This is a genomic window from Kitasatospora sp. NPDC015120, assembly GCF_043080305.1.
GTDB lineage: Bacteria > Actinomycetota > Actinomycetes > Streptomycetales > Streptomycetaceae > Kitasatospora.
The window spans coordinates 211,395-219,380 of record NZ_JBIBVJ010000011.1 but is presented as its reverse complement, the minus strand read 5'-3'; the positions used below and the strand labels follow the sequence as shown (position 1 = coordinate 219,380).

At 70.0% G+C, this 7,986-nt stretch carries 8 protein-coding genes; 5 read left to right on the top strand and 3 right to left on the bottom strand.

The features are described from left to right. Window positions 1–132 precede the first annotated feature (132 nt). Entirely contained in the window at window positions 133–1,560 is a 1,428-nt protein-coding gene (locus ACF1AK_RS24250) for a sulfatase (protein ID WP_391500915.1), read from the bottom strand. A 497-nt stretch (window positions 1,561–2,057) separates the two neighbouring features. Between ACF1AK_RS24250 and ACF1AK_RS24245 the strand changes: the two genes are divergently transcribed. Beyond that, window positions 2,058–2,726, top strand: a complete 669-nt coding sequence (locus ACF1AK_RS24245) for an HAD family hydrolase (RefSeq protein ID WP_391500914.1) — start codon at window positions 2,058–2,060, stop codon at window positions 2,724–2,726. A 28-nt stretch (window positions 2,727–2,754) separates the two neighbouring features. Here ACF1AK_RS24245 and ACF1AK_RS24240 read toward each other — a convergent pair whose 3' ends face one another. Both ACF1AK_RS24240 and ACF1AK_RS24235 read right to left on the bottom strand, forming a co-directional pair. Beyond that, window positions 2,755–3,537, bottom strand: a complete 783-nt coding sequence (locus ACF1AK_RS24240; protein ID WP_391500913.1) for an alpha/beta fold hydrolase — start codon at window positions 3,535–3,537, stop codon at window positions 2,755–2,757. Window positions 3,538–3,717: 180 nt separating this feature from the next. After that, on the bottom strand, window positions 3,718–4,944 hold the full coding sequence (locus ACF1AK_RS24235) for a helix-turn-helix transcriptional regulator (RefSeq protein WP_391500912.1): 1,227 nt from the start codon (window positions 4,942–4,944) through the stop codon (window positions 3,718–3,720). 166 nt (window positions 4,945–5,110) lie between these two features. Between ACF1AK_RS24235 and ACF1AK_RS24230 the strand changes: the two genes are divergently transcribed. The 4 genes from ACF1AK_RS24230 (at window position 5,111) to tgmC (ending at window position 7,899) form a co-directional block, all read left to right on the top strand. Beyond that, the gene (locus ACF1AK_RS24230; RefSeq protein WP_391500911.1) at window positions 5,111–5,290 is read left to right on the top strand and encodes a hypothetical protein; all 180 of its coding nucleotides are present in this window, start codon (window positions 5,111–5,113) and stop codon (window positions 5,288–5,290) included. 268 nt (window positions 5,291–5,558) lie between these two features. Next, window positions 5,559–5,822 (top strand): putative ATP-grasp-modified RiPP, encoded by a 264-nt coding sequence (tgmA, locus tag ACF1AK_RS24225; RefSeq protein ID WP_391500910.1) that lies wholly within the window; start codon window positions 5,559–5,561, stop codon window positions 5,820–5,822. A gap of 11 nt (window positions 5,823–5,833) precedes the next feature. After that, window positions 5,834–6,787 carry an ATP-grasp ribosomal peptide maturase gene (tgmB, locus tag ACF1AK_RS24220; protein WP_391500909.1) on the top strand — a complete coding sequence of 318 codons (954 nt, stop codon included), beginning with the start codon at window positions 5,834–5,836 and terminating at the stop codon, window positions 6,785–6,787. Then, the gene (tgmC, locus tag ACF1AK_RS24215; RefSeq protein ID WP_391500908.1) at window positions 6,784–7,899 is read left to right on the top strand and encodes an ATP-grasp peptide maturase system methyltransferase; all 1,116 of its coding nucleotides are present in this window, start codon (window positions 6,784–6,786) and stop codon (window positions 7,897–7,899) included. Before tgmB ends, tgmC begins: the two co-directional genes overlap by 4 nt. The last annotated feature ends 87 nt before the right edge of the window (window positions 7,900–7,986 follow it).

Below are 7,986 nucleotides of genomic sequence, written 5' to 3'. Positions count from 1 at the left end.
TGGGGGGGGTTTTGGGGGGGGGGGGGCCGGCGGGGGGGGGGGGGGGGGGGGGGGGGGCCGGGGGGGCCGGGGGGGGGGGGGGGGGGGGGGGGGGGCGCCCGCCCCCCCCCCCCCGCACCACAGGGGGAAGGGTCAGGCGGCCCGGTCGGCGGCCAGTTGCGCCGCCAGCGCCGGGATGCCGAGCGCCTGTTCCTGCTGCGGTGTGGCCTGGTACAGCAGGTTGCTCAGCTGGTAGGGGTCGGCCGCCAGATCGTAGTACTCGCGGAACTTCACCTCGCCCGTGCCGGACACCGTGCCGTCGGCATCGGTGTGCAGCGCGTAGTACTCGGTGTACTGCTTGCCGGCGGCCACGTACGAGGACCAGGTGGGCGGGCCGCCCGCCGCCGTGCCCTGCTTCCACCACTCCACCAGCAGGTGGTTCCTGGTGGCGGCGGTGAGCAGCGAGTGGCCGTCCTGCGGGGTGTCGGGCGTGATGCCGGCGGCGTCGAGGATGGTCGGGGCGACGTCGATGTTGGCGACGATCCGGTGGTCGGTGGTGCCCGCGCCGAGGCCGCCGGCCGGCCAGGACAGGTAGAACGGCACCTCGTGCGCCGGGGAGTAGGGCACGGACTTCTTGAGCCAGCCGTGGTCGGCCCAGGTGTAGCCGTTGTCGCCGAGGTAGATGACCAGGGTGTTCTCCAACTGGCCCAGCGCCACCAGCTTGTCGTGGATCGCCTGCACGGCGTCGTCGACGGAGAGCAGGGTGCGCAGCTGGCGGGTGCGCACGTCCTGGGCGTCGGCGAGGGTGGCGGTGGCGTTCTGGATGTAGCCGGGCTTGTCGCTGCGGTCGGCCTCGGGCACCGAGGGGCGCCCGTTCCACGGCGGGACGACGGTGTCCGCGTACTTGGGGGCGGGCACGTTGGGCTCGTGCGAGGCGTACGGGGTGACGTAGGCGAACCAGGGGCGGGTGTCGGTGGCGGCCTTGTCGAGGAAGGCCAGGGTGCGGTTGCGGATGATGTTGGTGGTGTAGCCGGTGAGGGTCTGGACGTCGCCGTCGATGTTCCAGGTGGCGTTGTTGTAGGCGGGCTGGAGCAGCGCCCACTCCTCGAAGTGCGGCGGGTTGTCGGCCACCGCCCAGGAGTTGAGGTACTTGCCGAAGAGCCCGGTGCGGTAGCCGGCCTGCTTGAGGTAGCGCTGGACGGTGGTGTGCTGGTCCAGGCTGTGCGAGGCGCCGTTGTTGCGCACGCCGTGGTTGTGGGCGTAGCGGCCGGAGAACACCGAGGAGCGCGAGGGCGCGCAGAGCGGCGTGGTGACGTGGCCGTTGGTGAAGCGGACGCCGTGGCCGGCGATCCAGTCCACGATCTGCGGGGTGGCCCACTCGGTGTGCTTGGGCTGGTCGTCGGTGACGATCAGCAGGATGTTGGGGCGGGTGGCGCCGGCCGCCTCGGCCCGGCCCGCGGAGGCCAGGGTGAAGGCCGCCGGGGCGGCGGCGGTGGCAGCCGCGGCCGCGGCGCCGGCGAGGAAGCCGCGCCGGCCGACCCGGGGCGAACCGTTCGTTTCCGAATCGCCGATCTCGCTCATGAATTCCCTCCATGCTTTTCGGTGATTCCGGGGGCGGCCCTGCGGGAAATGTCCCGCGAAGGGCCCCGGAATCATTCACGGGGAAGCGGCCCACCGGTCCGCACGACGGCCGCGCCCGCACCCCGGACGACGTTCACGGGCACGGCGGCTCACCGGGGATCCGCGGCGAAGGAACCGGGGCACGTCACCGACCTGCACGAACGGTGCGGGGGCGAGCCACCCCGGGGAGGTCCGGCGGGCTGCGGCGGGCCCCCGTCCACCCGTCCGGGGGCCGCCGCCGGCTCACACCGGAGCGGCGGTACAGAGGGCGCTCGCGAGCCGTCCGAAATCGACGTGCCGGCGAGCAGCCAGGAACTCTCCAGCTGCCATGCGTGCGACTGTAGGAGTTCCCGGTGAACGCTGGCAATACCCGGACGCTTTTGTTTCCGGGTCATGTCGGATATCCGGCCGCAGGTTTCCGCTCGTCAACAACCGGGCGCCGCGCCTATCCTTCCGCTGTGATCACGACGACCCGGCCGGCCGGCCCCGTACGACTCGTCATCTTCGACTGCGACGGCGTCCTGGTGGACAGCGAGCGGATCGCGCTGCGCGTCCAGCTCGCGCTCGGCACCGAGCTCGGCTGGCCGCTGACCGAGGCGGAGGTGGTCGAGCGCTTCATCGGCCGGTCGATGGCCTCGATCGACGAGCAGATCGCCGCCAGGCTCGGCCGGCCGGCCGCCGACCGGTGGTGGGCGGAGTTCGTGCGGCGCCACGAGGAGGAGGTGGACGCGGGACTGGAGCCGGTCGACGGCCTGCCCGAAGCGCTCGCCGCGATCACCCTGCCGACCTGCGTCGCGTCCAGCGGCTCGCACGAGAAGATGGCGCACACCCTGGGCCGCACCGGGCTGTTCGACCGCTTCGCCGGGCGCATCTTCAGTGCCACCGAGGTCGCCCGGGGCAAGCCCGAGCCCGACCTCTTCCTGCACGCGGCCCGCCGGATGGGCGTGCCGCCGTCCGCCTGCGCGGTCGTCGAGGACAGCGCGCCCGGTGTACAGGCCGCACGCGCCGCCGGCATGCGTGCCTTCGGCTACGCCGGGGGCCTCACCCCCGCCGCCCGGCTGGCCGGCCCGGGCACCGTGCTCTTCGACGACATGCGCGAACTCCCGGCCCTGCTCGCCGCCGGGTAGCGGGCCGCGCGCCGGACCGACGCGTCCCTCAGGCCACGGCGCCGTACAGCTCCTCGACCAGCCGGGCGACGGCCTCCGGTTCCCGCAGCGTCGGGTAGTGGTCGGAGGCGGCGAGCCGCACCAGCCGGCAGCCGGGGATCCGGGCCGCCATCCGCTCGTTGAACTCCACGACCACCGGCCGGTCCAGCTCCCCCAGGGCCAGCACGGTGGGCGCGGTGATCGCGCCCAGCCGCTCGAAGGCGGCGGGTTCGCTCCGCAGGTACCCGAGGTTGGCGAACCAGGCCGGCAGCACGGCCCTCAGGTGCGCGGCGCCGACCGGGTCGGCCTCGGGGGTGCCGCCGCCGGCCTTCCCCCACAGGCCCAGTCCGAGCCGGACGATGCCCTCCAGGTCGCCGGCCTCGGCCAGCCGGCCCATCCGCCGGTACAGCTCGGCGCCGGTGAGGTCGTAGCCGCTCACGGCGGGGACGAGCAGGGCCAGGCCCGCCACCCGCTCCGGGGCCGTCAGGGCCAGGTCGATCGAGGTGGCTCCGCCGTTGCTGTTGCCCACCAGCACGGCCCGTTCCAGCCGGAAGTGGTCGAGGACGGCCACGAGGTCCCGGAGCTGGGAGTACGGCACGGCGGGCGCGGGCGAGCGGCCGTAGCCGCGGCAGTCGTAGCGGACCACCCGGTGCCGGGCGGCGAGTGCGGGCAGGACCGGGTCCCAGAGGGTGGAGTCCCCGACGCCCGGATGGAGCAGGACCAGCGGCAGTCCCGCCCCGCCCGAGTCCTCCGCCCAGAGCTCGCCGCCGGCGACGGCCACCATCGTCTCCATGGCTCCCAGTCTGACGGCGCCGGGGGCGGGCACCAGCGCACGGACCCGCCGGTACCGCCGTTCCCGTGAGGCCCCCGCCCGCGCCGCGTGCGGGGCTCGGACGACCAGCGAGCGCTTCGGCTCCAGGACGCAGAACTCGTCCCCCTCGGGATCTCCCAACAAACAGAACTGGATGTCGCGCTATTGATCGCCCGACGGCGCTATCTGCAGGCGCATTCCTTCATAGACTTCTCTAAGGTCCCGCGCATCGGAAGTCTTTCGCACTTCTACTGCTTTGACGACTTCGAGGGCGCGCCAATGATTAGATGGCGCCACTCGGCCAGAGAGCATGGCACGCTGTGCCGAATCGCATGCTTCGTCCAATCGATCAGTGGCCACCAAAGATAGCGCGAGGTCGATATTGGCGGATGCCACCCTGCGAGGCCATTTGCTAATTTCCTCCGAGGGCGAGAGCCGTGAAATGACTTCTCGCGCGTAGGCTTCGGCCGCCGGATCGCCGAGCCATGCAAGCGTGGTCGCCGCATAGGCGAGTGACTTGGCCGGATCATATTGAAAATGATGCTCTGGCCGATTTGGGGTGCCCATCGCTGCGGAGAGTGCTTGCACTCGATCTATTGCGGCGTACGTCTCGGTCGAGTGGCCCAGGCGTGCAAATGCTCGCCCCTGCTGCGCAAGGGACTGAATTTCAACCGAGCTTCCGGCGGGCGCCAACTGTTGAGCAGTCGCGCTAAGTTCTGCCGCTTTTGAGTAATCGCCGTCAGTGAGAACCCGCCAAGCGTCAGTTTCGAAGCACCAAGCCTGGATTTCTGAGTTCTCGGCATGCTGCGCCAGAGTCATTGCCGTTCGCAGCCTTGCCGTCGCCGCGTCCTGCTGATTGAGGTCAATGTGCAGGGTGGCGCCGAGGAGAGAGAACCAGCCACCTATCACGAGTAGTTGCCGATGCTCGGCGAGGGTCTTTTTTGCATCCATGAGTCTGGCTACATAGGTTGCATATTTCCGCACCTGACCCAGGAGTTCATTGGGGGCTACGGTCGGGTATTTGGTTGCCAGATCATGAAAGGTCAGCTCAAGGCGTTCAAGCGTTTCTCTGCCTACGTCGCTGGCAGAGACCCTGCACGCAAGCTCCAACGCTTCGATCTCGTCGTCATATTCGAGCGCAATGGCGGGCACATTTTCGTCCTGTGAAGGCTTCGGGGCTGCTGCGGCATGCAGGAGAGAGTCAAGCTCAATTAGCGTGACTCGCAAGACCTTGGCAAGGGCCGGGCGCTGCCAATCCTGGGGGTCTACCTTTCCGCTTTCCCATCTCGCCACAGTAGAGCGATCTACACCCAGATCCTGTGCCAAGGACTCCTGAGTGAACCCAAGGGCCTTTCGCCTTTCAATAAGGGCCCTGCGCCGCTCTGCCATGCCGCCTCCCGGTCTCTGACTACCCGTTCTAGCAGCTCAGGGCACCCGATGCGGAGACTCTGAGACATGGATGCCACACGGATGCGTCATCGCTGCTCTGTCCACCGGCGAACGGCGGCCCTGTACTGGTGAAGCACACAGTCCGGCGCTGATCGGAGGGACAGCAGTGAAACGCCCAAGCATCGTGACCGGCGCCCTGGTGGTGGCGGGGATCGGACCGGCCACCCTGGTGCTCGCCCTCGGCAAGCTCGACCCGCAGGCCGACCGGCGGTCGGTGTGGCTGTTCGTCGGACTGGCGGTCGCCATGCTCGGCGTCGTGTACGGCCGGGACTGGGCGGCGTCATGACCCCCGAGTGGGCCGCGCTGTTCCCTGGTGAACCGATGCTGTTCCCCTCGGGTGGACGCGCCACGGTGAGCCGACTCCACTCCGCAAGGCGCGCTCTCTCGGGCGCGGATAGTCGCGCCTCATGACCTCCCGCCCTGGCGGACGGAAAGGGAATCAGCCGCCAGGGCGGGGCACAACCCCACGTTTGCCGTTCGCACCCGGCAACAGGCTGGAGCGGGCAAGGTGGGTCTTTCGCACCTCCGAGCAACATCGATACGTAGGAGGAAAGTTGAGCACCGCTACCGAACTCGTCCCCGTTGCCCCGTGGGGCATGGGGCGTATGGCGCCGCTGCGCAACGGCGAGCCGTCGCAGTGGCAGTACGCGGGGCTGGACCCCGCGACGCAGACCGGTCTGTGGTTCGGCGAGGACGGCGCCATGGGCCCCGCCGAGCTGGGCAAGCACGGCACGTCGGTGGGCACCTACCCGCCCACCCAGGTGGGCAAGGACGGCAAGGTTGACGGCGATTCCGGCCACGACGCGACGCAGGACTAGGAGGTAGCGCCATGGACGGACGCCCGGTGCTGGTCTCCACCGAAGCCGAAGACCCGACCGCCGATCTGGTGATAGCGGAGTTGAACCGGCGCCGGGTGCCCATCCTCCGGTTCGACCCCGGACGGGACTTCCCGACCCGCGCCACGTTGGCCGCGTCGATCACGGCTGACGGCTGGTCGGGGAGTCTCACGGTGGGCAAACGTGCTGCCGATCTCTCCGGCGTCCGCGCGCTCTACCATCGGCGGCCGAACCCGTACACGCCGGACACCGGCCACCAGGCCGACCGGTTCGCCGCACAGGAGAACCGCCGGGGGCTGAATGGTGTGCTCGGCACACTTCCGGGCTGTCTCTACTTGAGCCACCCGCAGGCCATTGCCCGCGCCGAGTACAAGCCCGCGCAACTCGCCCTCGCCTCCAAGCTCGGACTGCCGGTCCCGGCGACGCTGATCACCAACAACCCGACCGAAGCGAAGCTGTTTGCCGGCGCGCAACCCACGATCTACAAGCCCTTGCATGCCGGGGCCTATCACGTGGACGGCGAACCGGCCGGTATCTGGGCGGCATCGGTCGAGCCGGGGGAGATCACCGACGCCGTGAGCAAGTGCGCCCATCTCTTTCAGGCGCAGGTGCCGAAGTCCGGCGACGTGCGCGCCGTGGTGGTCGGGGACCAGGCGTTCTGTGCGCTGATCACCGCCCCTGTCGGGGTGCTCGACTGGCGCAGCGAATACCGGAACCTGACGTACGAACCCGTGGACTGCCCCGATCCGGTGCGGGCCGCCCTGCTGCGGTTCCTCGGTGAGTTCGGCCTGCGCTTCGGGGCGTTCGACTTCGCCGTGACCCCCGAGGGTGAATGGTGGTTCCTGGAGTGCAACCCGAACGGTCAATGGGCGTGGCTGGAGCACGCGGCGGGCCTGCCGATCACGTCCGCAATCGCCGATCTTCTGGAGAACGGAGTAACCGGGTGAACGAGTCCGAAGGGCTGCGGGCGGTACTGGCCGCACAGCTCAAGGAAGCGGGGGTGATCCTGACCGCCGAGTGGGAAGCGGCGGTGCTGGCCGTCCCGCGTGAAGCGTTCCTGCGTGACGGCTGGTTCGAGTACGACGGCGACGGGTGGTACCGGCCCGTGTCGCTGGAGAAGACGCCCAAGCTGATCGGCCGCGTGTACGAGGACGACACGTTGGTGACGCAACTCGCCGGCTGTGTGGTGCCCCGACAGGTCGAGGGCCGGTTGGCGCAGGTGCCCACGTCGTCATCGACTCTGCCCGGCCTGGTGGTCCGAATGCTCGAAGACCTGCGGGTGCAACCCGGCATGTCCGTACTGGAGATCGGCACCGGAACCGGCTACTCAACTGCGCTGCTGACGCACGTCCTTGGCGACGACCAGGTGACATCAGTCGAGGTGGACGCGGACGTGTCGGCTCGGGCGTCCGTGGTACTGGGCGGACTCGGCTACTGGCCCGAGCTGGTGACCGGTGACGGGCTCGCCGGGTACGCCAAGGGGGCGCCGTATGACCGGATCATCGCCACGTGCGGGGTCCGGGCCGTTCCGGCCGAGTGGATCGCGCAGACCCGGCCGCGCGGCGAAATCCTGGTGACCGTGGGCGGCTGGATGAACGCTTCCGAGCTGGTACGGCTCACGGTGGCCGAGGACGGCACGGCAACCGGTCCGGTGCTCGGCGGCGGTGTGTCGTTCATGCTCGCCCGCCCGCACATGCCCCCGCCGCTCGGCATGCTGCCCACGCTCGACCAGGGCGAGGCCCGTCCGGCGGGGATCGGTGCTGACGTGCTCGACCAGTGGGCGGCCCGGTTCGTGGCGCAGTTCGCGGCGCCCACGGCGCAGTACTTCGCCATGCCTCGGAACGGACGCACCGAGCACGTGTTGGTGGACGTGGACGGCGGGTCGTGGGCCGTGGTGTTCGAGGACGGGGGCCGGTGGCTGGTCCGGCAGGGCGGGCCGGTCCGGCTGTGGGACGCGGTGGCCGAGCTGATCACCCGGTGGCGTGTCGCGGGTGAGCCCACGGGCGAGCGGCTGCGGATGGTCGTCAGCGTCGAGGGCCAACGGATCGAATGGGACTGAGCCCAGCGGTTCGGGCTCCTGCCCGGTAGGCCCCACGTACGACGATGCCCCGTGCGGTCTCTGACCGTGCGGGGCCTCTTGCATGCT

What these genes read in the sequence shown, in the direction of transcription:
- tgmB (WP_391500909.1), top strand. Translation starts at nt 5,834, where the DNA reads ATGGACGGACGCCCGGTGCTGGTCTCCACCGAAGCCGAAGACCCGACC.
- ACF1AK_RS24240 (WP_391500913.1), bottom strand. Translation starts at nt 3,537, where the DNA reads ATGGAGACGATGGTGGCCGTCGCCGGCGGCGAGCTCTGGGCGGAGGAC.
- ACF1AK_RS24235 (WP_391500912.1), bottom strand. Translation starts at nt 4,944, where the DNA reads ATGGCAGAGCGGCGCAGGGCCCTTATTGAAAGGCGAAAGGCCCTTGGG.
- ACF1AK_RS24250 (WP_391500915.1), bottom strand. Translation starts at nt 1,560, where the DNA reads ATGAGCGAGATCGGCGATTCGGAAACGAACGGTTCGCCCCGGGTCGGC.